26 protein-coding genes and 1 pseudogene are annotated in these 22,195 nt (G+C 72.9%); 16 read left to right on the top strand and 11 right to left on the bottom strand.

The genetic code is table 11. From position 1 onward, the window contains the following. Positions 1 to 24: 24 nt before the first annotated feature. The 8 genes from ACL02T_RS27735 to ACL02T_RS27700 all read left to right on the top strand — a co-directional run bounded on the left by ACL02T_RS27735 (position 25) and on the right by ACL02T_RS27700 (position 7,046). A complete protein-coding gene (locus tag ACL02T_RS27735; RefSeq protein WP_412833728.1) occupies positions 25 to 1,827 on the top strand; it encodes a pyruvate, phosphate dikinase in 1,803 nt (600 codons plus the stop codon). 2 nt (positions 1,828 to 1,829) lie between these two features. After that, positions 1,830 to 3,374 carry a class I adenylate-forming enzyme family protein gene (locus tag ACL02T_RS27730; RefSeq protein WP_412833727.1) on the top strand — a complete coding sequence of 515 codons (1,545 nt, stop codon included), beginning with the start codon at positions 1,830 to 1,832 and terminating at the stop codon, positions 3,372 to 3,374. After that, entirely contained in the window at positions 3,371 to 4,048 is a 678-nt protein-coding gene (locus tag ACL02T_RS27725; protein ID WP_412833726.1) for an HAD family hydrolase, read from the top strand. Before ACL02T_RS27730 ends, ACL02T_RS27725 begins: the two co-directional genes overlap by 4 nt. Before the next feature lie 5 nt (positions 4,049 to 4,053). Further along, entirely contained in the window at positions 4,054 to 4,632 is a 579-nt protein-coding gene (locus ACL02T_RS27720) for a hypothetical protein (RefSeq protein WP_412833725.1), read from the top strand. Next, positions 4,623 to 5,057 carry a phosphotriesterase family protein gene (locus ACL02T_RS27715; protein ID WP_412833779.1) on the top strand — a complete coding sequence of 145 codons (435 nt, stop codon included), beginning with the start codon at positions 4,623 to 4,625 and terminating at the stop codon, positions 5,055 to 5,057. The genes ACL02T_RS27720 and ACL02T_RS27715 overlap by 10 nt, the downstream gene beginning before the upstream one ends. Then, positions 5,054 to 5,584, top strand: coding sequence for a phosphotriesterase family protein (locus ACL02T_RS27710; RefSeq protein WP_412833724.1), 531 nt, complete (start codon positions 5,054 to 5,056; stop codon positions 5,582 to 5,584). The genes ACL02T_RS27715 and ACL02T_RS27710 overlap by 4 nt, the downstream gene beginning before the upstream one ends. Before the next feature lie 113 nt (positions 5,585 to 5,697). Then, entirely contained in the window at positions 5,698 to 6,315 is a 618-nt protein-coding gene (locus ACL02T_RS27705; protein ID WP_412833723.1) for a TetR/AcrR family transcriptional regulator, read from the top strand. A 95-nt stretch (positions 6,316 to 6,410) separates the two neighbouring features. Next, positions 6,411 to 7,046, top strand: coding sequence for an oxidoreductase (locus tag ACL02T_RS27700; protein ID WP_412833722.1), 636 nt, complete (start codon positions 6,411 to 6,413; stop codon positions 7,044 to 7,046). 493 nt (positions 7,047 to 7,539) lie between these two features. Here the strand turns inward: ACL02T_RS27700 and ACL02T_RS27695 are convergent, their stop codons facing one another. Both ACL02T_RS27695 and ACL02T_RS27690 read right to left on the bottom strand, forming a co-directional pair. Further along, positions 7,540 to 8,880, bottom strand: coding sequence for an amidohydrolase family protein (locus ACL02T_RS27695; RefSeq protein WP_412833721.1), 1,341 nt, complete (start codon positions 8,878 to 8,880; stop codon positions 7,540 to 7,542). After that, entirely contained in the window at positions 8,877 to 10,049 is a 1,173-nt protein-coding gene (locus ACL02T_RS27690; RefSeq protein ID WP_412833720.1) for a CoA transferase, read from the bottom strand. Before ACL02T_RS27690 ends, ACL02T_RS27695 begins: the two co-directional genes overlap by 4 nt. Positions 10,050 to 10,094: 45 nt before the next feature. Here ACL02T_RS27690 and ACL02T_RS27685 point away from each other — a divergent pair, with 45 nt between their 5' ends. Next, positions 10,095 to 11,147: an enoyl-CoA hydratase/isomerase family protein gene (locus ACL02T_RS27685; protein ID WP_412833719.1), complete on the top strand. Its 1,053-nt coding sequence runs from the start codon at positions 10,095 to 10,097 to the stop codon at positions 11,145 to 11,147. 225 nt (positions 11,148 to 11,372) lie between these two features. Here the strand turns inward: ACL02T_RS27685 and ACL02T_RS27680 are convergent, their stop codons facing one another. Then, entirely contained in the window at positions 11,373 to 11,441 is a 69-nt protein-coding gene (locus tag ACL02T_RS27680; protein WP_412833778.1) for a hypothetical protein, read from the bottom strand. Between the two features lie 19 nt (positions 11,442 to 11,460). Here ACL02T_RS27680 and ACL02T_RS27675 point away from each other — a divergent pair, with 19 nt between their 5' ends. After that, entirely contained in the window at positions 11,461 to 11,997 is a 537-nt protein-coding gene (locus ACL02T_RS27675) for a hypothetical protein (RefSeq protein WP_412833718.1), read from the top strand. Positions 11,998 to 12,125: 128 nt separating this feature from the next. Here ACL02T_RS27675 and ACL02T_RS27670 read toward each other — a convergent pair whose 3' ends face one another. The 4 genes from ACL02T_RS27670 to ACL02T_RS27655 are packed head-to-tail and all read right to left on the bottom strand — an operon-like array spanning position 12,126 to position 14,427. After that, positions 12,126 to 12,596 (bottom strand): nuclear transport factor 2 family protein, encoded by a 471-nt coding sequence (locus ACL02T_RS27670; protein WP_412833717.1) that lies wholly within the window; start codon positions 12,594 to 12,596, stop codon positions 12,126 to 12,128. Between the two features lie 52 nt (positions 12,597 to 12,648). Further along, the gene (locus ACL02T_RS27665; RefSeq protein WP_412833716.1) at positions 12,649 to 13,101 is read right to left on the bottom strand and encodes a transposase; all 453 of its coding nucleotides are present in this window, start codon (positions 13,099 to 13,101) and stop codon (positions 12,649 to 12,651) included. A 7-nt stretch (positions 13,102 to 13,108) separates the two neighbouring features. After that, entirely contained in the window at positions 13,109 to 13,525 is a 417-nt protein-coding gene (locus ACL02T_RS27660) for a hypothetical protein (protein WP_412833715.1), read from the bottom strand. Further along, positions 13,522 to 14,427: an alpha/beta fold hydrolase gene (locus ACL02T_RS27655; protein ID WP_412833714.1), complete on the bottom strand. Its 906-nt coding sequence runs from the start codon at positions 14,425 to 14,427 to the stop codon at positions 13,522 to 13,524. Before ACL02T_RS27655 ends, ACL02T_RS27660 begins: the two co-directional genes overlap by 4 nt. Positions 14,428 to 14,608: 181 nt before the next feature. On the opposite strand from ACL02T_RS27655, the gene ACL02T_RS27650 reads away from it, so the two are divergent. Together ACL02T_RS27650 and ACL02T_RS27645 are read left to right on the top strand one after the other, a co-directional pair. After that, positions 14,609 to 15,259, top strand: coding sequence for an enoyl-CoA hydratase-related protein (locus tag ACL02T_RS27650; protein ID WP_412833713.1), 651 nt, complete (start codon positions 14,609 to 14,611; stop codon positions 15,257 to 15,259). Positions 15,260 to 15,467: 208 nt separating this feature from the next. After that, positions 15,468 to 16,445: an NAD(P)H-dependent flavin oxidoreductase gene (locus ACL02T_RS27645; protein ID WP_412833712.1), complete on the top strand. Its 978-nt coding sequence runs from the start codon at positions 15,468 to 15,470 to the stop codon at positions 16,443 to 16,445. Positions 16,446 to 16,502: 57 nt separating this feature from the next. On the opposite strand, the pseudogene ACL02T_RS27640 reads toward ACL02T_RS27645, so the two are convergent. Continuing rightward, a pseudogene (locus ACL02T_RS27640) lies at positions 16,503 to 16,877 on the bottom strand (acetyl-CoA C-acetyltransferase); the annotation flags it as partial. Positions 16,878 to 17,081: 204 nt separating this feature from the next. On the opposite strand from ACL02T_RS27640, the gene ACL02T_RS27635 reads away from it, so the two are divergent. Genes ACL02T_RS27635 through ACL02T_RS27625 form a run of 3 tightly spaced genes read left to right on the top strand, consistent with a single transcriptional unit; the run spans position 17,082 to position 18,316 of the window. Then, on the top strand, positions 17,082 to 17,204 hold the full coding sequence (locus ACL02T_RS27635) for a hypothetical protein (RefSeq protein ID WP_412833711.1): 123 nt from the start codon (positions 17,082 to 17,084) through the stop codon (positions 17,202 to 17,204). A 31-nt stretch (positions 17,205 to 17,235) separates the two neighbouring features. Then, positions 17,236 to 17,460: an esterase/lipase family protein gene (locus ACL02T_RS27630; protein ID WP_412833710.1), complete on the top strand. Its 225-nt coding sequence runs from the start codon at positions 17,236 to 17,238 to the stop codon at positions 17,458 to 17,460. After that, entirely contained in the window at positions 17,381 to 18,316 is a 936-nt protein-coding gene (locus ACL02T_RS27625; protein WP_412833709.1) for an alpha/beta fold hydrolase, read from the top strand. Before ACL02T_RS27630 ends, ACL02T_RS27625 begins: the two co-directional genes overlap by 80 nt. A 21-nt stretch (positions 18,317 to 18,337) precedes the next feature. On the opposite strand, the gene ACL02T_RS27620 is transcribed toward ACL02T_RS27625, so the two are convergent. From ACL02T_RS27620 to ACL02T_RS27610, 3 genes are read right to left on the bottom strand one after another with little or no spacing between them, the layout of a single operon-like run. Next, entirely contained in the window at positions 18,338 to 19,873 is a 1,536-nt protein-coding gene (locus ACL02T_RS27620) for a tyrosine-protein phosphatase (protein ID WP_412833708.1), read from the bottom strand. Beyond that, positions 19,870 to 20,655, bottom strand: coding sequence for a phosphonate ABC transporter ATP-binding protein (phnC, locus tag ACL02T_RS27615; RefSeq protein WP_412833707.1), 786 nt, complete (start codon positions 20,653 to 20,655; stop codon positions 19,870 to 19,872). Before phnC ends, ACL02T_RS27620 begins: the two co-directional genes overlap by 4 nt. After that, entirely contained in the window at positions 20,652 to 21,449 is a 798-nt protein-coding gene (locus ACL02T_RS27610; RefSeq protein WP_412833777.1) for a phosphate/phosphite/phosphonate ABC transporter substrate-binding protein, read from the bottom strand. The genes phnC and ACL02T_RS27610 overlap by 4 nt, the downstream gene beginning before the upstream one ends. 18 nt (positions 21,450 to 21,467) lie before the next feature. Here ACL02T_RS27610 and ACL02T_RS27605 point away from each other — a divergent pair, with 18 nt between their 5' ends. Further along, positions 21,468 to 22,187, top strand: a complete 720-nt coding sequence (locus ACL02T_RS27605) for a GntR family transcriptional regulator (protein ID WP_412833706.1) — start codon at positions 21,468 to 21,470, stop codon at positions 22,185 to 22,187. Positions 22,188 to 22,195: the final 8 nt, after the last annotated feature.

Below are 22,195 nucleotides of genomic sequence, written 5' to 3'. Positions count from 1 at the left end.
CGATCCTCTCGAGGAGAGCAACCCATGACAGCGCCGTCGCCGTCGACGCTCGACGAGACCGTGGTGCACCCGTTCGACTCCGGTGTGACCGATCCCCGAGTCGTCGGGGGCAAGGGCTCGAGCCTGGCCAGGATGAGCGGCCTCGGGGTACCCGTGCCGCCGGGCTTCACCATCGGCACCGGTGCCTGGAGGGCCCGACGGGCCGGCCGGGTCGACGAGGCTGACCTCCGCGCCGAGGTCTCCGCCGCGCTCGCCGCGATGGAACGGGTGACCGGCCGACGACTGGGCGATCCTGCCGACCCGTTGCTGGTGTCCGTCCGCTCCGGCGCACCCGTCTCGATGCCCGGCATGATGGATACCGTCCTCAACGTCGGTCTCACACCCGGGGTGGCCGACGCGCTGGCGGAGCGGGGCGGGTGCGCCTTCGCCGACGCGCTGGTCGCCCGGCTGCAGGCCTGCTTCGCCGACATCGTCGGCGTTCCGCTGCCGGCCGACCCCCGCGCACAGCTCGACGAGGCCATCGCCGCGGTCTGGCGTTCCTGGGACGCCCCGCGCGCCCGTCGGTACCGGCGCTTCCGCGGGATCGGGGAGGACCTCGGCACGGCCGTGACGATCCAGACGATGGTGTTCGGCAACCTCGACGAGCGCTCCGGGACCGGTGTCGCGTTCACCCGTGACCCGGCCACCGGCGCTCCCGGCGCCTACGGCGACTTCCTCCTGCGCGCCCAGGGCGAGGACGTCGTCGCAGGCGGATGCACCCCGGAGCCGCTGGCCTCGGCGGCGGAGTACCTGCCCGAGGCGTTCGACGCGCTCAGCCGCACCCTCCCCGTGCTCGAGGGCGCCTACCGCGACCTCTGCGACGTGGAGTTCACCGTCGAGGCCGGTCGGCTGTGGGTGCTGCAGGCCCGGGTGGGACAGCGCAGCAGCGCCGCAGCGGTCCGGATCGCCGTGGACCTGGTCGCCGAGGGCGTGATCGACCGGGACGAGGCCCTGCGCCGGGTGCCGGCCTGCGCCCTGGCCGATCTCCGCCGGCCCGTCCGAGTGGCCGATGCCTCCCTCCCGGTCCTGGGCCGGGGCCTGGCCGCGTCACCGGGCACCGCGGTGGGTGTCGCCGCCTTCGACCCCGAACGGGCCGAGGCACTCGCCGACGCCGGCCACGACGTCGTGCTCGTCCGTCCCGAGACCTCCCCGGAGGACGTGGGAGGGATGATCGCGGCCGCGGGGATCGTGACCGCGGCGGGAGGACGGGCCAGCCACGCCGCCGTGGTCGCTCGGGGGCTCGGCCGCCCGGCGGTCTGCGGGGTCGACGGGCTGACCGTCGACGCGCACGGCGCGACGTTCCCCTCGGGTGATCGCGTCCGCGAGGGCGATCCGCTCACCGTCGACGGCGCGACCGGAGAGGTGTTCGCCGGTGCGGCGGAGCTCGCCGTCCCGGCGCCGGGACCCGCGGCGCGGCAGCTCCTCGACTGGTGCGCCGCAGCGTCCGTTCCGGTTCTCGACGCCGCTCCCGGCGCAGCCGTCCGCTGCACCGGACCCGACGACCTGCCCACGGACACCGACCGGCCGGTCGCGGTCGACGTCGAGTGGGAGGGCGCGGCCTCGGCTGCGGTCCTGGACCGCACCTGCGCGGCCTTGCAGGAGCGCGGTCACGACCACCTCTACCTCGTCGTCCCGGCCGACCTCCGCGGAGCGGACCTCAGCCCGCCGCCGGGCCCGTGGCGCGGCATTGTCGCGCCCCCGGGCGTGGAGTGGGCCGCATTGTTGGTGGCTGCCCGACTGGCGCGCTCGGCCGACCGAGCGGGCGCACCGGCACAGGCGGCGAGCTGACCATGCCGACCGGAATCGCCCACTGGATCGGCTCCTGGGCCCGCCTGCAACCCGACCGTCCGCTGCTCACCTTCCGCGGCCGAACGACCACCTGGGCCGAGTTCGACCGACGCGTCGATGCGCTCGCCCGCGGGCTGCACCGGCTCGGCGTCGGACGCGGGGACCGCGTCGCCTGCCTCATGCACAACCGCCCGGAGTTCCTGGAGCTGTTCTGGGCCACCGTCCGCCTCGGCGCCCTCTTCGCCCCGGTCAACGTGCGCCTCGCCCCTCCCGAGCTGCAGTACGTCATCAGCGACCTCGACCCGGCCGTCATCGCGACCGAGGAGGCGTTCGCCCCCACCGCCACCGGACTGCAGGGATCCGGCGCCGTGCCCGGCGGAGCGGTGTGGCTCAGCGCCGACCCCACACCGTCGATCCGTGCGACCCCACTCGACGCGCTGCCCGTCGACGGTCCCCTGCCGGCCGTGGTCCCGGAGGCCACGGACCCGGCAGCAGTCCTCTACACCTCCGGTACCACGGGCCGGCCCAAGGGCGCGGTCCTCAGCCACGGCAACATCCACGCCCAGGCGGCCAACTGGGTCCTGTCCTTCGGGCTCACCCGCACCGACCGGCAGCTGATGTTCCTGCCCCTCTGCTTCACCGGCGGCCTGATCAGCGCCAGCATGAACACCTTCTACTCGGGCGCGAGCATGGTGCTCGAACCCGACTTCGATCCTGCCGCGCTGCTCGCCGACATCGAACGCGAGCGCCCGACCTGGTTCACCGCCGTCCCCGCGATGATGCAGCGGCTCTTCGAGCACCCCGACGCCCCCCGCACCGACCTGAGCTCGCTCACCATGATCGAAAGTGGCGGGGCTGCGGTGCCCGTCCCACTGATCGAGAAGGTCCGGGGGATGGGCCTCGAGCTCATTCAGGGCTACGGCATCACCGAGGGAAGCGGGGGAGTGAACCTTTACCTGCAGGAATGGGAAGGTACCCGCAAGCCGGGCTCCTGCGGGAAGGCCGGCGGCGTCTACGGCGACGCCCGTATCGTCCGCCCCGACGGCACCGAATGCGACCCGGGCGAGATCGGTGAGCTGCTCATCGACGGCCCCCTCGTCTTCCAGGGCTACTGGCGCAACGACGCCGCGACCGCGGAGACGCTGGTCGACGGGTGGCTGCACACCGGCGACCTGGCACGGTTCGACGAGGAGGGCTTCGTCTACCTCAGCGGGCGCCTCAAGGAGATGATCAACAGTGGCGGCCTCAATGTGTACCCCGCCGAGGTCGAGGCGGCGCTCGTGACCCTTCCCGACGTCTCGGAAGTCGCCGTGGTCGGCCTGCCCGACGAGCGCTGGGGGCAGGTGGTGGCCGCGTTCGTCGTGCCGCGGCCCGGCACCGAGCCCGATCCGGAGACGATCCGGTGCCAGGCCCGAGCCCTGCTGGCCGACTACAAGGTGCCCAAGACCGTGTGCCTGGTCGACGACCTGCCACGAACGACCTCGAACAAGGTGCTCAAGCGAGTCCTGGTCGAGCAGGCCACCCGCGACCTGGCGGTGTCGCCGTGACCGGCGTGGACACCGTGCTCTTCGACGTCGACGGCACGCTCGTCGACAGCCGGCGGGCGATCCTCGACACCTACGCCGAGGCGCTGCGAGACGTCGACGGACCCACCGCGGACCCCTTCGCGGCGCATCACCCCGACCGGCTCCTGCAGATCCCCGCACACCGCGTGTTCGCGCTGCTGTCCGCCGGCGACCCGGACCGCGAGCGGGCGATCGCCGAGGCCTTCCAGACCCGCTACGCCGCCCGGGAGCCGGACATCGGCTGGTTCCCGGGAACCGTCGCCGCGCTGCGCGAGCTGTCCGGGCGAGGCCTGCACCTGGGCATCGTCACGACCAAGGCCCGCCGGCGCCTCGACCTGCACCTTGCTGCGGCAGGGGTCGCCGAGCTGTTCGCCGCCTCCGTCTGCGGCGACGAGGTGGAGCTCCCCAAACCCGACCCGGCACCCGTCCTGGCCGTCCTGGACCGCATCGGCTCCAGCCCGGACCGCGCGGTCCTCGTCGGGGACGGGGTCGCCGATGTCCTCGCCGCCCGAGGCGCCGGAGCCCTGTCCATCGGCGTGGCCTACGGGTTCCATCCCGACGAGTGCCGGGCCGCCGGGCCGGACCACTGGATCGAGAACGCCGACGAGCTGCCCGCCCTCATCGGGCGGCTCAGCATCCCCGAACAAGTGAGATGAGAACCATGGACGACGTACTGCACGCCCTGCGGATCAAGGGCCGGGCGAGGGCAGCCGAAGTGGCCGCGGTGGTCGGCCGCAGCGCCGAGGACGTCGAGAAGCAGCTGGACGGCTTCGCCGCCGACGGGCTCGCGGTCGAGCGGATGTCCGGGCGTCGACCCGGCTGGCTGCTCACCGCGGCCGGGCGGGAGCGCGCCGCCGCACAGCTCGAGCAGGCTCTCGACGCGACCGCCCGCGACCAGCTCGGCGACTCCTACTCGGGATTCCTCAAGGCGAACGACGAGGTGAAGAGGGTCTGCGCGGGCTGGCAGACCACCTCGAGCGACGGCGAGCGTTTCGAGCTGCTCGACGAGATGCACGAGCTGCACGACGCCGTCGCCCCCGTCCTGGACGAGGCCGGTGCGGTCGTCGAGCGGTTCCGCCGCTACCGCGCACGTCTCTCCGCCGCGCTCGAGCGGGTGCCCGAGGATCCGCGTTACATGGTCAGCCCGAGCGTCGACAGCATCCACACCGTCTGGTTCGAGTGCCATGAGGACTTCCTGCTCAGCCTCGGGCGCTCGCGAGCCGAGGAGGGATCCTTCTGACCACCACGACCGCCGGCGTCGTCCGCACTGTCCGCGGCGACGTCGACCCGACCGAGCTCGGCCGCGTGTACTGCCACGAGCACCTGTTCACCAGCCCCGGCTACGCAGCCGGACAACCCGACACAGCGGACCTCGTGCTCGACGACACCGAAGCCTCCGCCGCCGAGCTCGACATCTTCCGCCGCGCCGGCGGCGGGACCGTCGTCGATCTCACCTGCGAGGAGTACGGCCGCGCGCCTTCCCGGTTGCGGGAGATCAGCGAGCGCGCCGGTGTGCACGTCGTCGCCGCCACCGGGCACATCATGGAGCCCTACTGGCGCGGAGTGGTCGACATCGCCGGACGCTCACACGCCGAACTCGTCGACGAGATGGCCGCGACCTCACCAAGGGCTACGCCGACGCGCCGGAGATCCGCGCCGGTGTGATCAAGATCGGGACGTCGCAGGACGTCGTCCACCCCGACGAGGCCCGGATGTTCGCGGCCGCCGCCGAGGCGCAACGGGTGACCGGCGCACCGATCTTCACCCACACCACCGCCGGGACTCTTCCGCTCGAGCAGATCCGGATGCTCCGCGACGCCGGCGCGGACCTGACCAGGGTCCTCATCGGGCACCAGGACCGCCGCCTCATGTGGGAGGACCATCTCGCGGTCGTCGAGTCGGGCTGCTCCATCGCCTATGACTGCATCTCCAAGGAGCAGTACCAGCCCGACGCCGACCGGATCACTTTCCTGCGCCGGCTCGTCGACGCCGGGCACGGTGAACGCATCTGCCTGTCCGGAGACCTCGCCCGCCGCTCCTACCTCACCTCCTACGGGGGCGGACCCGGGCTCAGCTACATCCTCTGGCGCTTCGTCCCCTGGCTCCAGCAGAGCGGCGTTGCGGAGACTGCCGTGCACCAGATGTTGGTCGACAACCCCGCCCGGCTGCTGACCTGGACAACAGCGGCGTGAGTCGTCGTGGCGAGCAGGGGTCGCAGCCCGGCGGGGCGGTGGGCGAGCGTGAAAGTGGCGTCACATCACTGCTACCCTGAACAGAGCAATGGACGTCGGGAGATGGTCGTCGCGTGAACCTGGAACTTCCGCAGCCCCGGTCGGCGAAAGGCCGTGCGACCCTCAAGGAGCTGCTGCGCGCGGGTGACGAGATCCTGCGCCGGGACGGATACGCCGGTGCGCGCGTCAGCGACATCTCGAATGCCGCCGGGCTGTCCAACGGAGCGTTCTACCGCTACTTCGACGACAAGCGGCACCTGCTGCTCCACGTGATCCACGACTTCCTGCGCTACTCCGAGGAATACGTGCACGTCACGTTCGATCCGGAGCACCCGATGGCGTCCGTGCGGGAGTCGACCGAACGCTACATGCGCTTCTACGCCCAGCACGCCGACATGTGGCGAGCCGTCATCGAGGCCGGACAGAACGACCCGGACGTCGAAGCCCTCCGCAACGAGGTCACCGACGCCTGGTGCGCGCGTATTGCGCGGATGCTGCACCGTGCACAGAAGGCGGGGCTGGTGCGCGCCGACCTGGACTGCGACGTCGCCTCGTTCCTCCTCGGCGGCATGATGCAGTTCTATGCCCAGCACGCCTTCCGGCCCGACAGCACGCTGGAGACCGACCCGGGGAAGGTCGCGGGGACCGCGACGGCGCTGTGGGAGAGCGGAGCGTTCGTCACAGGTCGCTGAGCCGCGCGAGCCGGACCGGCCTTCAACCGGTGACGTGCTCAAGGGAGATTCGCTTCTTGCATGACACCACTCGTGACGCGAAATCCCGTTCAAGGGTGCAGCAGGAGGGGCTGAAGAGAGATCTCTTGCCAGCGTTGTGGCTGGTAGGAGAACGAGCGGGTTTCGACGGGGTCCAGGTGCATGCAGCGCACGGCCATCTCGTCGCCCAGTTCCTCAGCCCCAGCCTGAACCGGCGGACGGACCGCTACGGCGGCTCGCCGGAGAACCGTAGACGGTTCCTGTTCGAGATCGTCGACGGCATCAGGGCCGCATGTCGCCCGGACCTCCAGCTCTCCGTGCGGATCTCGCCGGAACGCCACGGCCAGGACCTCTACGAGATCCTCGACACCTGCTCGCGGCTCCTGGACGAGGGTGCGACCGACATCCTCGATCTTTCGCTGTGGAACGTGTTCCAGGAGGCCGAGGATGTCCGCGCGGGAGGTCGTCCGCTGCTGTCCTTCTTCACCGAGTCGGGGCGAGGTGCGGATCGGGGTGGCGGGACGGGGTCGTCGAGCCCGCTGATGCCGCGCGCTGTCTCGATCTGGGCGCCGACTACGTCTCTCTCGGCAAGGTCGCCACCGTGCATCACGACTACCGGTTCCGCGCAGCCGCCGGTGCCCACTGGTCCCCACGATGGCTCCCGGCGACGGCCGACCACCTCCGTAGCCAGTACGTCGGTGAGAGGTTCCTGACGTACCTGTCCACATGGACGAACTTCGTCGAGGACCTCATACCGCCGCCCGGGAGCACCCCCTTCGTGTCGGCCCGGTCGCTCGAGCAACCGGGCCTGGCCGGGAACCGGTTGGCCGGCTGATCACCTGCCCGACGCTCCGCCGCTGAACGAGGACATCCAGTTCTCCACCCGCGCCGATCAGCAGCGCCAGGCGAGCGCGGGCTGAATGCGTCGTTCGTACGGCCGCACAGGACGCTGCGGCGACCCCGACGCCCGCCCCGGTGCGCCGCGGTGTGGTCGATCAGCCTCAGTTGGCGTGCAGCGGTTGAACTCCTCGAGGGTCGTGGCGACCGGGAACCCGGCGGCCTTGCGCCGGTCGGCGATGGCCGGGGAACGAGCGGACGCGCTGTGGTGGCCACGGGCGATTCCGCCCTCGAGCACTGTTCGTGAACCACTGCGGTTGGTTCCCGCCGCTCTCCATCGAGGATCGGTGATCGTGTGTTCCGTGGGTGTCACTCGGCCCCGTGCACCCATTTTCCGCCGATCAGTGTCCCGCGCACGGCGGTGGCGGCCGGGGCGGTGAGGGCCCGGTCGAGCGGGCAGTGCAGCAACACGAGGTCGGCGGGGGCGCCGAGGACAACGCGCCGGGGTGGGCCGCCGGGGTCGTCGGGAGCGGCGAGGTAGGCCTCGAGGGCCTGACGCGCCCCGAGGGTCTCGTCGGGACCGAGGGGCGCGCCGTCGGGGGTACGCCGGGTCGTGGCGGCGGTGATCACCGTCCACGGGTCGACGGGGCCGTAGGGGGCGTCGGAGGACAGGGCCAGCGCCACACCGGCTGCGAGCAGGCTCCGACACCGGTAGAGGTCGACGTGCTCGTCGTGGGGTACCTCGCGGCGCAAGAGGTCGCCCCGGTGGGCGAGGAACCCCGGCTGGGTGACGACAGCCAGCCCCCGCAGCGCCGGGACCAGCTCCTTCGGAACGAGCGCGGCGTGCTCGACCCGGTCGGCCGGATGCCGCCCGGCTTCGTCGAGCGCGGCCACGAGCAGCACCGAGGCCTCGCGGGTCACGCTGTGCACGGCGACCCCGCGCCCGCCCCGGTGCGCCGCGCGGATCCGCGCCACCAGCTCGTCGAACGGTGGCAGGCCGGAGTCCGCGAGCACGATCTTCAGCGGCCCGACCGCCGCGCCCGGGGGTGCTGCCGCCCCGATCGGGATCCCCAGCAGCGTCACCCGTTGCGGGACCGCGGTGAGTGCCCGGGCCGCCGCCGGGGAGAGGTCGGGGGTCGCGTCGGTGACGGCCGTGATCCCGTAGCCCGCCAGCTCCCGGCCGAGCGCGGACAGGTCCGGGAGGCCCGAGCGGGGGAGCCGGGCCCGGAGCCAGTCGTCGGCGCGGAAGAGCCGGCCGGTCGGCGTGCCGTCGGCGGCCCTTTCGACGCCCGGGTGGTCGAGCCGGCCGAGTGTCCCGAGCGCCCGGGAGTTGAGGACCCACAGCGCCCCGCTCCGGTGCTGGATGCGGACCGGGCGGGCCGAGTGGAGCGCGTCGACCGCACGGGCGTCGAGGTCGTCGCCGGGGTATCCCGTGCCGCGGACCCAGCCGTGTTCGTCGCCGGGAGCGGCACCGAGCACGGCGGCGAGCCCGGCCCGATCCGAGCAGTCGACCGAGCGGCGGGCCGCCGCCAGGGCGTGCAGGTGGACGTGGTGGTCGACGAGCCCGGGGAGCACGGCGGCGCCGCCGCAGTCCACTGCGGGGCCGGGGATCGTCCCGGCCGGCGTCAGGGCCGCCACGACCCCGTCCCGCACCCGGACGTCGACCCGGGTCCCGTCCACCTCGGCGTCGCGCAGGACCAGATCGGTCACCGGATCCCCAGCTCGGCCAGCACGGCCGCGGTGTCGGCGCCGGGGTCGGGCGCGGGACCGGGCACCGGCCGGGTGCGGGGCGCGGCGACCGGGACCGGGCCGGACGACGTGTCGACGACCCAGCCGCTGGCCTCCCGTCGGGCGCACCCTCCCGGGTTGTCGTCGAGCGTCCTGGCGACGACCTCGGTCATCGCCACGTCGTGCAGCACACCCGGGGCGGTGAGGGCCAGCGCGGCGGCGGTGAGCCCGGTCAGCGGGTCGGCGATCGCGTCGCCGGTGAAGACCGGCAGGCCCGCGGCGTCGTGGGCGACGAGCCCGGCGGAGGCCGCGACGTCGTCGCCGAACCCGATCCGGTTCGACGTCCGGCCGGCCGCGGTGATCGAGATCCACGTGGCCCCCCGGGCGACGGTCGCCTCGGCGTCGAGCCCGAAGCCGCGCAGTGCCCGTGGGCGGGAGGCTTCGACGACGACGTCGGCGGCGTCGACCAGCGACGCGAGCGCTCGGCGCCCGCTCGGCTCGGCCGGGTCGAGCACGACCGACCGCTCGCCGGCGTGCAGCAGTGCGTGGAACCGTGGTTCCCCCCGCCGCGCGCCGTCGGGTCGGGTCGGCGTCTCCACGGCGACGACCCGCGCCCCGGCCCGGGCGAGCAGGTGGGCGCACAGCGGACCCGCCCACAGCGCCGCGAACGAGACGACGAGCAGTCCCGCCACGGAGCGCGGCACCCCGAGCCTCAGGGGGTCGTGGTCCACCATGCGCACGGGCGCCGCCGCCACTCCCAACAGCTCGGCCCGGTCGGCCAGGTCTTCGGTCGACATTCCGGCCAGCGCAGCGGCGAGCAGCGGCCACGGGTCGTCGTCGGGCAGGGGGTGCTCGACGAGCGCGCCGAGCAGTGCCGGATCGTCCGGGCGGGCGCAGGAGACGGCGGCCCAACCGTCGGCGATCGGCAGGAGCCGGCAGCTGCCGCCCGGCGACACCCGTCCGGCGCGCCGGTGTCCGGTGAGGGCGGCGCGCTCGGCGAGCAGGGCGGCGCCGTCGATTCCGAACAGGGAACCGAGCTCGGCGGCGACGGAAGCCGCGCGGCCCGGCGGGATGAGGGGAGGCCCGTCGGGATGGCCCGTGAGCGGGACGACGCCCGAACTCGCCCAGTCCGCCGCGGCGTCGCTCCCCATGGCAAGGAGCCTAACCGGCGATCACGGCGCTACCCTCGTCTCGTCATGACGCCCACGGTCCACCCCGCCGACCTCGCCGAGCAGGGCCCGGTCCTCGCCGCGGACGCCCAGGTCGAGAGCCCGTTCCTCGGCGTCGACCTCACCGGCCCGCCCGGCGACGTCGAGCGCCTCGCCCGGATCGCGGACGGGGCCGACCGCATCCTGGTCGGGTTGGGGGAGTTCGACCCCGACTGGACCCCGCTGGTCCGGGCCCTGTCCTGCACGCTGGTGCCGGCGGGGCGCGAGACCGGGCCGGAGGTCGTCGGCGTCGACGATCCGGCCGCCGCGCTGGCCGAGCTGCACGCCGCGGCCGGAACGAATCCGCAGGCCGCGACGGTCCTGGCCGGGCTGTTGCGGTGGAGCGGGGCGCTCCCGGTGCACGCTGCGCTCGACGCCGAGTCCTTGGCATACTCCACGCTGCTCGGCGGTCCGGAGTTCCGGGTCTGGCTCACCCGCCGCGGACCGCGCCCACTGCCGCCGACCGTCGACGAGCCGGTGCGGATCGCGCGGGCGGGCCGCGTCCTGCACCTCACGCTCAACCGTCCGGAGCGGCGCAACGCCTACGGCCGGCAGCTGCGCGACGCCCTCGTCGCCGGGCTCGACCTGGCCGTGCTGGACCCCGACGTCGAGCAGGTGGTGATCGACGGAGCCGGGCCCGCCTTCTGCGCCGGCGGGGACCTCGACGAGTTCGGCACCGCCCCCGACCTCGCCACCGCGCACTTCGTCCGGACGCGCGCCGGCGCGGCCCGCCCGCTGCACGCCGTGGGCGAGCGCGTCGAGGTCCGGCTGCACGGACCGTGTGTGGGGGCCGGGATCGAGGTGCCGGCCTTCGCCGGCCGTGTCGTCGCGGCACCGGACACCACGATCCGGCTGCCCGAGGTCGGGATGGGCTTGATCCCCGGAGCGGGCGGCACGGTGAGCCTGCCGCGGCGGATCGGCCGATGGCGCACGCTCTACCTCGCCCTGTCCGGCAACGCCTGCGACGCGGTGACGGCGCTCCGGTGGGGAGTCGTCGACGCCATCGCCGAGCGAGGCCGGGCCGACGCCCACGACCCGTGAGGACACCGCGCCGGACGTGGCGCACCGACCAGCTCGAACCCGGTCCTCGAGAGGCAGCTGCATCCGGAGCTGTCGGGTGAACTCTCGTGCTCCCCGTTCGTCGACGACTTCCGGGTCCCGGACGTCGCTCGGGCGGCGGAGAGGTGTTGGGGGAGGTGTGCGGCGGCGCGCGCTACCCGTGGCGCCGTCGCGCTGGGCAGCCGACAGACCGAGGACGGACCGCGCTCACGCCAAGCCGAGCACCGCAGCCTGGTAGACGATCTCGGCGCGCTTCCGTACACCGAACTTCCGCATCAACCCACTGACGTGGAACTTGACCGTGGTCTCGGAAGCCGCGGCCGGCGCTCAACGCGCTGATCGCGGAGACGATCACCGACGGATCGCAGTCGCGGCTGACGACCCCGTTCACACCGTCGGCGACGAGCTGCGGCAGCTCGCCCTGCCCTCGGGATCCGAGCAGGACCAGGAATCTGGTGCTGCGGTGATGTCGAAGGACCTCGTGAACGAGACCGGGCTCGATCGGGTCCTCGGTGTCGCGTGTGAGGTCCAGCAGCGCGACGTCAGGCCGTACGGATCCGAGCGCCCGCAGCCCCTCACGCGGCCCGGCGGCTTCCGCCGCGATTCGCATGTCCTCCCGGCCCCCGAGGACGTAGCGAAGGCCGCAGCGCAGGAGCGCGGACGCGCACACGACGAGGACCCGCGTCACGCGCAGCTCCGTGACGTCGTCGTGTCTGGGTTGGTTGTCGGCGGCGACCGGTATGTCCGGTCCGAGCGTCAAGGCGGACCTTCCGTCAGGGAGTCGTCGAGCGGCGTCGACGAGCCTCGGGCGGGTCGATCTGCCAGGGCATGAGGGAGCGAGCGCCGAGGCCGCCGTCGACGGGCAGGACGACGCGTACGACGCCGCGGGTGAGACCAGGTATCGGACGGCGTTCGCGACATCGGCGGGTTGTCCGTCGACGCGGAACGCGGAGTCAGCGCTCACTGCGGCCTGCTCCCTGCCGGAAGCGGCTCCTCGACCGTGCGCTGCAGGCGGGTCAGCCGCAGGGCACAGATCCGCCACCGGCCGTCCTCGCGCACGTAGCGCTCGTGGTAGTGGCCGTAGCCGCTCATCCGCGGGAACCCGCTGCCCACGGCGGGCTCGACGATGTCCTGCATCCCCCAGATCCCGGTGGCATGGTCCGCGTCGGCGAGCTCGATCTCCGGGCTGTGCACCTGGTGGACGGTCAGCGCACCCGTCAGGTGCCTGCTCACCGAGGCCACGAACGCCTCCCGACCCTGCGGCTTGCTCGTCGACTCCTCGATGTCGACCTCGAGGTCGGGAGTGAACAACTCGGTCAGAGCCGCCCAGTCGTGCTCGTCCACGAGCCGCACGTAGGTCGCCTTGAGCCTGGAGATCTCGTCGATCGCCTGCAGTCCTGGCACCGCGGCGACCAGCTCGTCGTCCGTCATCCGCTTCACCAACCCTTCTGCGCGCGACTGAAGAAGGGGACGGTGGCGATCGTCAGGCCCCGTCGACCGCGATGACCTGGCCGGTCACGTATCGGGCCTCGTCGTAGAGGACGCCTCGGGTCAGGCAGTGCCAGAGGATCTCCAGCCAGCGGTTCCCCAGGGCACGCAGCGCGTTGTGGTGACTCTTTCCCGAAGCGATCTTGGCGTCGGAGAACTCCCGCGCCCAGCCGCTTCGAGTCAGGCTGCAGAACGCCCATTGGTGCACGGCGTCACCGAGGTATCTGTTGTGCGCCAGTCGTCTCGCGACGACGAAATCGCCTTTTCCCGAGCGTCGGGTGACCGGTGGTCGACCGGCATAGCACTGCAGACCGTTCGCAGAGTCGAACTGCCCGATGTGCTCACCGATCTCACCGGCGACCCGAGCTGCGAGCCTGTCTCCCAGGCCGGGGAAGCTCAGGTAGATGTCCCCGCCCGGGAAGGGCTTCCCCGGGTCGGGGTCCTCCACGGTGTGATCACGCCTGGTTCGGCTCGCGAGCCTGCTCGACGCGGAGCGCAGCGGTGTCGACCAGGCCGCCCTCGAGGCGGCGTACGACGACTTCGACGAGGTCAACTCCGACCTCAAGGAGATCGTCACCGCCTGGCAGACGAAGGACGCCGACACCCCGAACGACCACGCCGACGCGGCGGACGACTCGGGAGTCATCGAGCGCCTGGTCGCTCTGCACGAGCGCTTCCAGCCGCTGCTCGGAGGGCACGCTGCCTGCCGGCGAACAGCCGATGACGCTGCACCGGACCGGCGGCTGGTGATGGGGCGCAAGGGCTTCACCCCCGGAGTCGTGGTCGAGGGCGACCGGGTCGCCGCGATGACCCCGGCTCTGGACGCCCGGTTCGACATGGACGGGGACGACTGGCCCAAAGGGGCCTGTCACCGGCGTAGATCACCTACGCCGGTTGTCACGCGGTCGGCGAGGAAACGCTCGAGCCCGACGCTGAACACGTCGTTGTCGTCCCCGGCGACCATGTGGCCCGCGCCTCGGACGTCGATCCGCTCGGCGTGCGGGATGAGGGTCTGGAGTTCGGCGGCGGACTCCTCGCTGACGACCCGGGACTGTACCCCGCGCACGAGCAGCGTGGGGACGGTGACCCGCCGGGCCGCGTTCCGGGCCCGTTCCGAGCGGTGGTCGTCGTCCGGGCGCTCCCGGCTGGGCTCGTCCCTCCCGTCGAGGAAGCGCGGGTCCCAGTGCCAGTACCAGCGGTCCTCCCGCAGCCGCAGGTTCTTGCGCAGTCCCTCGGTCGACGCCGGCCGCGGGCGGTGCGGGTTGTAGGCGGCGACGGCGTCCGCCGCCTCGTCCAGCGAGGCGAAGCCGCCCATGCCGCTGCGCATGAACGCCATGATCTCGGCCACGCCCTCCGGCTCGATCCGGGGGGTCACGTCGACCAGCACGATGCCCCGGCAGAAGCCCGGGTGCTCACCCTCGGCGAGCAGGGCGGTGCTGCCGCCGAGGGACGCGCCGACCAGGACCGGCCGCACGTCGAGCGCCGTGGCGACCGCGCGCAGGTCCGCCACCAGGGCGTCCATGGAGTAGTCCCCGTCCGGGGCCCAGCCGCTGTCGCCGTGCCCGCGCGCGTCGAGCGCCACCGCTGTCCAGCCCGCCCGGGCCAGCGCGCGCCCGGTCGTGCGCCAGGAGTGGCGAGTCTGCCCGCCGCCGTGCAGCAGCAGCACCGTGCCCGCGGAGCCCGTGCCCTCCGGCGGGCTCCACCGGTCCGCCGCGAGGAGCACACCGCCGGCGCCGACGAAGGTCACCGGGCTGGACGAGGAGGATGCGGCCATGGAGAAACTCTAGGTGACGACTATTCGTTCCCCGACCCCTCCGGGCTGTGCTCCTGCCCACCGCGCGCCTCGGTCGGCATGCTCCGAGGCTGGTGGAGGTCGTTCGGCGCTCGGCAGGAAAAGCACCCGAGCGGCGTGAGCGGGTGTCGCCTGCCGAAGGTCGTGCGTTAGAGTTTTCGCTGTGGCGGACGACGGCCCTGCGATCACGACCTCGTTCGACGAATCCGGGGTCCTCACGATCACCTTGGACCGCCCTCGGTCCCGCAACGCGTTGACGCCGGCCGGCGTCCGGGAGCTCTGCGCCGCACTGGACGAGGCGGACGATCGCGACGACGTGCGCGCGGTCGTCCTCACCGCAGCCGGGCGCGCCTTCCCGGTGGGTGCCGATCTCAGCGGCGGCAGCCGCACCTTCGGCTCGAAGGGAGGCAGCGGCGGCCGGGACTGGGGCGGGGTACTCGCGCTCCGGCTCTTCGAGTGCGCCAAACCGATCGTCGCGGCGGTGAACGGGGACGCGGTCGGCCCCGGGGCCACGATGCTGCTGCCCGCGGACGCCCGGATCGCGGTGGACACGGCCAGCTTCGGCTTCGTGTTCACCCGGCGCGGGATCGTGCCGGAGGCCTGTTCCAGCTGGTTCCTGCCGCGGGTCGTCGGCACCTGCACCGCTGCGCAGTGGACGGTGAGCGGCGGGCTGATCGGAGCCGAGGAGGCGCACCGCGCTGGTCTGCTGACGAGGTGTGCCCCGCCGAGGAGCTGCTCGCCCGGGCCCGCGAGACCGCCCGCAGCTTGGTCGCCGAGGGTGCGCCCGTGTCGGTCGCGGCGACCCGCCGCATGATGTGGACCGGACTGACCCTGTCCCATCCGATGGAGGCCCATCGGATGGAGACCGCCATCGTCCGTGCACGCGGCGCCGGACCGGACGCCCGAGAGGGGGTCACCGCGTTACTCGAACGTCGGCCCGCCGTGTTCCCCGGCCGACCGAGCCAGGACCTGACCGAGTTCGACCACCGGTGGGCATCCCCACCGTTCGACGGGAGTGACGCATGAGGACCAGGTTCACCGAGCTGTTCGGGGTGGAGCACCCCGTCGTACAGGGTGGGATGCAGTGGGTCGGGCGAGCGCCGCTGGTCGCCGCCGTCGTCGAGGCGGGTGGCCTCGGGTTCATCACCGCGCTGACCCAGCCGACGCCCGAGGACCTGCGCGCGGAGATCCGCCGGTGCCGTGAGCTGACGGACAGGCCGTTCGGGGTCAACCTGACCATCCTGCCCTCGATCACGCCGCCGCCCTATGCCGAGTACCGCCAGGTGATCATCGACGAGGGCGTCCCGTTCGTGGAGACGGCCGGAGCGAATCCGAAGGAGCACCTCGAGCACTTCCACGCGGCCGGGATCAAGGTCATCCACAAGTGCACGGCGGTCCGGCACGCGCTCAAGGCCCAGGCCCTGGGTGTGGACGCCGTGTCGATCGACGGGTTCGAGGCCGCCGGGCACCCGGGCGAGGACGACGTCCCCGGCCTGGTGCTGATCCCCGCCGCGGCGGACGCGTTGGAGATCCCGTTCCTGGCGGCGGGCGGCTTCGCCGACGGACGCGGCCTCGCCGCCGCCCTCGCGCTCGGCGCGCACGGCGTGACCATGGGGACCCGGTTCATGTGCACCGCCGAGTCCGGCATCCACGACAAGGTCAAGGAGCGCATCGTCGGGGCAGACGAGCGGTCCACGCAGCTGATCTTCCGGCAGCTGCGCAACACCGCGCGCGTCGCGGACAACGCGATCTCGCGTGAGGTCGTCGAGAAGCTGAGGGACGGCGCGCAGTTCGAGGACATCGCCGAGCTCGTCGCTGGGGCTCGCGGGGTCAAGGTCTACGAGACCGGTGACCTCGACGCGGGGATCTGGTGGGCCGGGACGTCCCAGGGGCTCATCCGCGACATCCCCACCTGCGGTGAGCTGGTCCCGAGGATCGTCCGCGAGGCCGAGGAGATCATCACGGGACGGCTGGCGGGGATGGTCGGCGCCACTGTGTAGACGGCCGACGGGCCGGGCCGGTGGGGGAGTGCCCCACCGGCCCGTCGTGCATCGGGTTCAGAGCAGCTCGAGGATGGTCGCGTTGGCCATGCCGCCGCCCTCGCACATCGTCTGCAGGCCGTAGCGCATCCCGTTGTCCCGCATGTGGTGCACCAGGCGCGTCGCCGACACCGCGCCGGACCCGCCGAGCGGGTGACCCACGGCGATGGCGCCGCCGAGCGGGTTGGTGTGCTTCGGGTCGGCCCCGGTCTCGGCCAGCCAGGCGAGCGGCACGGAGGCGAAGGCCTCGTTGACCTCGACGGCGCCGATCTCGTCGATGGTCAGTCCCGACCTGGCGAGGGCCTTGGCGGTCGCGGGGATCGGTCCCGTCAGCATCGTCACCGGGTCGCTGCCCACCACGACCGAGGTGTGCACCCGCACGAGCGGGGTCATGCGGGACGCGGTGATCGCCGCGCGCCGGACGGGCTTCGGCGACGAGACGACGTGCGCGGTGGCTCTCCATCCGGTCGGACTCGTGATCGTCGAGGTCACTCGGCGGCGTAGGGCGCCTCGGCCCGCTCAGGACGAGGTATGGGCTCGGGGTATTGCGCGGGCACTGGTCGAGCCACCGGCTCAGACATACGGAGGGTGAGCAGGATGACGACGTCGACGACGTCGAGCGCTGTGGTCGCGATCCAGCGCGGGTTCCGGTGGAACGACCGCCCGGCCGACCTGCAGGCTCTTCTCCACGGCCGCGGCACCTGGACCATCGCCGGCTGAGACGCCGGCAGGACGGAGGGAGAAACAGACGATGGCAGCTCCGGTGGTACTCGTACACGGCGCCTTCAGCGGCCCGTGGACCTGGGACGCGGTGGTGGCAGACTTGGCCGAGCGTGGCGTGGACGCAACGACAGTCGGCTTGACCAGCAGCACGGCGGAGGGGAGCTTCGACGCGGATGTCGAGGCCGTACGGGCGGCCGTCACCGCCGCCGGCGAACCGGTCGTCCTCGTCGGCCACAGCACTCCGGGGCCGTGATCACCCAGGCGGCGGCGGGCAGGGCGGGCATCTCCCACCTGGTCTACGTGTGCGCGGCACTCCCGGAGAAGGGCCAGTCCGTGATGGACGCCCTCGGTGCCGACCCCCAGCCCGGGGTACTGGGTGGCGCCATGCGGCCCGGGGAGGGGAGGGCGGCACCCCCACGTTGTCGGCCGACGGAGCCTATGAGGCGCTGTTCAACGACCTGTCCCGTGCGGACGCCGAGCCCTACCTCGCCCGGCTCGGCGCCCACACCCTCGCCCCCTTCGGGGCACCGGTCACCGAGCGTGGTATGGAGGACCACCCGTCGACCTACCTGGTCTGCCTGCAGGACAGGACGTTCTCACCCGCGCTGCAGCGCCGGTTCGCCGCGCACACCACGTCGGCAGTCGATGTCGACGCCGGGCACAGCCCCATGATCACCCGTCCTGCGGAGGTCGCCGCCGCGATCGCCGCGGCTGCCCGACGACGGCTGCGACCGACCGCGTCGGACTTCGCGGCCACCGCCGACTATGCGGCCCGCCTCGTCGGAGTGATGGGCACCAGGCCGGTGCCGCTCCTGCCGCAGGGTGCGGTTCTCAACGTGAACTACCCGAAGGGAACGGGCAGGGCGGCGGCGGTGGCGCCGACCATGGTGGCGAAGATCCCGCAGGTCGAGGTCGCCTACGTGGAGAGCGGTGCCGGACAGGTGGTCCCGAAGCCCGACCCGATCACGCCGACGGACGGCTCCGGCAACACGGACCTGGCGGCCCTCGCCCGCCACCAGGTCTCGATCAGCGCACTCGACGTCGGGTTCGCGGCCGAGACGGACGTCCTCGCCTCCGCGACCGCTGCTGCCGGAGCGGTCGGGCCGTAGGCCTTCGGGTCCGGGCGTGGGTCAGGAGTTCACGAGGCGTCGTCGCCACGCATCGACGACGTCGGCGGTCGTGCCGCTCTCCTCGAGCCACGCCCTCGCCCCGCCGTGACGCTCCACCCGGTCGAGGACCGAGTCGATGGCGTCCGCAGGGGCGACGGCGTCCGGGAACTCCGCCATCAGGGCGGTGACCTCGGCATCCGAGTCGGAGATCCGTCGCCGGACCTCGGCCATGGCGGGGGTGGTGCGGACGTAGTCGGCCACGACGGCATCCCGGCGTACTCCTGCTGCCCGCAGGAGCAAGGCGACGAGGACGCCGGTGCGGTCCTTGCCCGCGGCACAGTGCACCAGCACGGGGCCGTCTGCGCGGAGGGCGAGCTCGAGGACCGTGGTGGCGGCGGCACCGGCTCGGTCGGTGAGTTCGCGGTAGAGGTTGGCGAACGACAGCCCGCCCGCCGCGCGGAGCTCGTGGAGTGTGCGGGGACGTGCGGCCACGAGCAGCGGGAGATTGTGGACCGGGACGCCCTGAGCGCGCAGGGGGTGGGGGTCGATCGGTTCGTCCCCGGAGCGGAGGTCGACGACTGCGGCGGGTGGCCAGGCGACTGCCGCCGGGGCGCCGTCCCCGGGGTAGGGGGCGCCGCTGCGGTAGAGGACGCCGTCGCGGGTCAGGCGGCCGGCGTCGGTGGGCAGCCCTCCGAGGTCACGGACGTTCGCGAGCCGGCCGGGGACGCCGGTGGTCATGTGAGTCGCTTTCGGATCAGGGCGCCGAGGCGGTCGAGGGCGAGGACGACCACCAGAACGACGAGGACGATGGTGAGCACCTGTTGGTACTGGAACAGGCGCAGGCGGGTGGTGAGCTCGATGCCGATTGCCGCCGGCGCCGACGAGGCCGAGCAGGGAGGCGGCGCGGACGTTGGAGTCGAGGACGAGCAGGGTGTAGCTGGCCAGTGTGGGCAGGTTCTCGGGGAGGAGTACCCAGCTGATGCGTTGGGCGCGGCTGGCGCCGGTGGCGGCGGTGGCGTCCCAGGCGCGGCGGTCGGCGGACTCGAAGATGTCGGCGAACAGCCGCGCCATGCCGGCCGCGGTGGCGATGGTGATGGCGAGGGTGCCGGCGAGTGCACCGAGGCCGACGGCGGAGACGAACAGCAGCGCGAGCATCAGTTCGGGGACGGCGCGCACGACGTTGACGAGTGTGCGGACGGGGTAGTGCAGCCACCGCTCCGGGAAGACGGTGCGGCTGGCCAGCAGCGCGGTCGGGACGGCGAGCACGACGCCGATGATCGTACCGGTGACGGCCATGGCGAGGGTCTCGCCCATCAGAGCGATCGCGGTGCCCAGGACGGACAGGTCCGGCGGGACCATGCGGCCGACGAAGTCGGCGATGTTGGGTAGCCCGGCGACCACCGTGGCCAGGGAGAGTTGGCTGGCGTTGGCGCACACGGCGAGCAGGGCGACGGCTGCGACGGCGCCGAGCACGGTCGTCCAGCGGGGCCGGGAGATCGCGGCGAGCTCCCCGGCGCGTGTCTCGGGCGCCGCGCGGGGCGGGGCGGGGGCGGTCACGACTGCTGTCCGGCGTAGAGCTCGTCGAGCAGGGCGGCGTCGACGGCCTGGACGGGGCGGTCGAACACCAGGCGGCCGTCGCGCAGCCCGACGATCCGGTCGGCGATGCGGGTGGCGAGGGCGGTGTCGTGCAGGTTGAGCACGGTGGCCAGGTTCTCCTCCCGGGCGAGGGCGACGATCTGGTCGACGACCGCGGCGGCGGTGCGCGGGTCGAGGTTGGCGACCGGTTCGTCGGCGAGCAGGACGTCGGGCCGCTGGGCCAGGGCGCGGGCGATGGCGACCCGCTGGCGTTGCCCGCCGGAGAGGCTGTCGGCGCGTTTGCGCAGCTGCGGTTCGAGCCCGACGCGCAGCAGCGCACGCACGGCGATCTCCCGGTCCGAGCGTCGGACGAGGTGGAGCAGCGAGACCAGCGGTGGCTGGTGCACGAGGCGGCCGATGAGCACGTTGGACAGCACGGTGGCGGGGCCGACGAGTTCGAACTCCTGGAAGACGAGCCCACACCGAGCGAGGGCATGCCGCCGCGCGCGCCCGCGCAGCCGGGTGAGGTCGGCGTCGTCGTGGCGCACGGTGCCGGCAGTGGGGGTGTGGAGCCCGGCGAGGCAGCGCATCAGGGTGGACTTGCCCGCGCCGCTGGGCCCGAGCACCGCGACGATCTCGCCGGGCGACACGGTCAGCGCCACGTCGTGCAGGGCGTGGGTGCCGTCGGGGTAGCGGTAGGAGAGCGAGTCGGCGGTGAGGCGCGCGGTGGCCTCGGTGGTGGGCGACAGCGCGGTGGTGTTCACGAGCCGACGTGCTGCAGGTCGACCCCGAGCTCGCGGGCGGCCTCGCGGAACAGGTCGAAGTCGGACTCCTGGGCCGCGGCGAAGGAGGTCGCCGAGACCACCTCGAGGGCGGCGGGGTTCTGCTGGACGGTGAAGGCGTTGACGATGCCGTCGGTGATGGCCGGGTCGAGGCCGTCCCGGGCGATGATCACGATCGAGACGGGCAGGGGCTCGGACTCGGCCACGATCTTCTGCTCGTCGGCGTTGATGACTCCCTTGCCCGTCATCTGCTGGTAGACGAGTCCGGCGTCGGCGGCGCAGTCCACCGAGCCCTGCTTGACGGCGAGCTCGGCGCTGTCGTGCCCGCCGGCGTAGGTGCCCTGGATGTCGGTGTCGGGGTCGATGCCGGCGCGCTTGAGCAGCAGCTTGGGGATGTAGTTGCCGCTGGTCGAGCCGGGGTCGACGAAGGCGACCTTCTTGCCGCGGATGTCGTCGATCGTGGTGATACCGCGGTCGGTGCGGCACACGAAGACCGAGTTGTAGGGCGTGCCCTTGGCCACGACCAGGGGCTTGACGTCGGCCACCTGCTCGGCGAGCGGGGTGGGGAAGGGGCTGAACACGGCGACGTCGAGCAGCCCGGAGCGCATCGCCTCGACGATCGCGAGGTAGTCGCTGGTCTTGGTGACCTCGACCGGGCGTCCGGCGCCCTGGGCGACCAGATCCGACACCGGCTGGAACCGGTCGACGAGGTCCGGTGCGGCCTCGCCCGGCGGCAGCCCCATCTTCAGTGTGGCCGGGGCCGCCGCGCTGGGCAGCTTTCCCGCGCCTCCGGGGTGCCCCTGTACCGGCAGGTGTCCGACGCCCTCGCCGAGCGGATCTCGTGCGGAGGCCTGGTGCCGGGTGACCGGCTTCCCTCGGAGGCCGAGCTCGGTGCCGAGTTCGGCGTCAACCGACTCACCGTCCGGCAGGCCATCTCCGAACTGGTGCGGTCGGGGAAGCTCCGCGTCCGGCAGGGCGTCGGGACGTTCGTCGCCTCGGCCGTGCCGCCGATCGACATCGACGTGGCGACGCTGACCGTCGAGGCGGCGACGGCGCGGACGACCAGCGCCTTCAGTGCCCACGGATGGACGGTGCGCGAGCAGTTGCTCGGCCGGGACGAGCAGGACGACCCCGAGGCCCGGGCCCAGCTGGATGATCCGACCGGACCACTTCACCGGGTCCGGACCCTGACCGTCGCCAACGGCGAGCCATGGATCCTGTCCTCGTACTGGCTCCCGGCCGAACTGGCCGGTGCGGTCGCGGAGCCGTCGGACGGGGACGTCTTCGCGGCGGTGACGCACAGCAACGGTCTGCAGCTCCGCTACGCGTGGCGCTCGTTCTCCGCGGCGGCGGCCACGGCCGACGATGCACAGCGCCTGCACGTCCCGGTGGGAAGCCCGTTGCTGATCCGCGAGGGGCTCAACCGCGACCAGGACGGCCGTCCGGTCGTGTACGTCCACCGCCGAGCCCGCGCCGACCGGGCCCGCTTCGTCCTTCGACACGAACCCGACTGATCGGTCAC

It is taken from the genome of Pseudonocardia oceanicola, from assembly GCF_047200735.1.
Classification (GTDB): domain Bacteria; phylum Actinomycetota; class Actinomycetes; order Mycobacteriales; family Pseudonocardiaceae; genus Pseudonocardia.
The sequence above is the reverse complement of the archived record's forward strand: the minus strand, read 5'-3'. Positions and strand labels throughout refer to the sequence as shown.

Excerpts from the sequence above, each read along its gene's own strand:
- ACL02T_RS27670 (WP_412833717.1), bottom strand. The coding sequence starts at position 12,596 with ATGACGGACGACGAGCTGGTCGCCGCGGTGCCAGGACTGCAGGCGATC.
- ACL02T_RS27645 (WP_412833712.1), top strand. The coding sequence starts at position 15,468 with ATGAGGACCAGGTTCACCGAGCTGTTCGGGGTGGAGCACCCCGTCGTA.
- ACL02T_RS27720 (WP_412833725.1), top strand. The coding sequence starts at position 4,054 with ATGGACGACGTACTGCACGCCCTGCGGATCAAGGGCCGGGCGAGGGCA.
- ACL02T_RS27730 (WP_412833727.1), top strand. The coding sequence starts at position 1,830 with ATGCCGACCGGAATCGCCCACTGGATCGGCTCCTGGGCCCGCCTGCAA.
- ACL02T_RS27655 (WP_412833714.1), bottom strand. The coding sequence starts at position 14,427 with ATGGCCGCATCCTCCTCGTCCAGCCCGGTGACCTTCGTCGGCGCCGGC.
- ACL02T_RS27735 (WP_412833728.1), top strand. The coding sequence starts at position 25 with ATGACAGCGCCGTCGCCGTCGACGCTCGACGAGACCGTGGTGCACCCG.
- ACL02T_RS27625 (WP_412833709.1), top strand. The coding sequence starts at position 17,381 with ATGTCGAGGCCGTACGGGCGGCCGTCACCGCCGCCGGCGAACCGGTCG.
- ACL02T_RS27690 (WP_412833720.1), bottom strand. The coding sequence starts at position 10,049 with ATGGGGAGCGACGCCGCGGCGGACTGGGCGAGTTCGGGCGTCGTCCCG.
- ACL02T_RS27685 (WP_412833719.1), top strand. The coding sequence starts at position 10,095 with ATGACGCCCACGGTCCACCCCGCCGACCTCGCCGAGCAGGGCCCGGTC.
- ACL02T_RS27635 (WP_412833711.1), top strand. The coding sequence starts at position 17,082 with ATGACGACGTCGACGACGTCGAGCGCTGTGGTCGCGATCCAGCGCGGG.
- ACL02T_RS27630 (WP_412833710.1), top strand. The coding sequence starts at position 17,236 with ATGGCAGCTCCGGTGGTACTCGTACACGGCGCCTTCAGCGGCCCGTGG.